Genomic DNA, 666 nt, shown 5'->3' with positions numbered 1-666 from the left:
TGTGATATCCATGAGTGTGATGGGGGTGTGATTCATCACCGAAAATCCGATACTAATTTAATTAGTGCTGGTTTGACGAGAGCACGGGCTGAAAGTTATCGTAAAAGTAAGTTATCTATAAAAAACTGGGATAAACGATTTAAGAATACAATAAAAGATAGATCTGTATTATCAAATCACTCACCTAGTTGGCTTAATACTGATGGTGGTGTGTATACAATTATTGAGTCTGAGGCAGTTGTTTATCGGAAAATATTCGAAATGTTTAATAATGGATATGGACAGGCCGCCATACGAACCTACCTTAATGATAACGGAATGACAATAAATGGACGGACAATCGGAACATGGATGATCCACAAAGTATTAAATGACGATCGCTTATGGGGACGTTTGAGAACTAAATCAGACTTAAGAAAAGAACATGATGGTTTATTGATTTATCCTGTAGTTGTTGAGCGAGAAATTTTTAACACAGCATCTCTAATTTTAAGTTCAAAAGGGAAAAGCATTAAAATAAACAAACGAGCAAACAACATTTTCACTGGTTTAATGATATGTGGTGTTTGTAAAAATGGTCATTTATTAGTAAATCATGATAAACGTGGGAGTTACTTACGGTGTAGTAATTCACTTTCATCAAATACCCGTTGTATAGCCAGAGGT

1 protein-coding gene is annotated in these 666 nt (G+C 34.8%); it reads left to right on the top strand.

What is annotated here, in order from left to right; translation table 11 throughout:
• Positions 1–666, top strand: a 666-nt coding sequence (locus V1952_RS22350) for a recombinase family protein (protein WP_420075612.1), incomplete at both ends; no start/stop codon positions are given.

The organism is Yersinia sp. 2542 StPb PI, assembly GCF_048593855.1.
In the GTDB taxonomy this organism is placed as follows: domain Bacteria; phylum Pseudomonadota; class Gammaproteobacteria; order Enterobacterales; family Enterobacteriaceae; genus Yersinia; species Yersinia enterocolitica_E.
The sequence above is the reverse complement of the archived record's forward strand: the minus strand, read 5'-3'. Positions and strand labels throughout refer to the sequence as shown.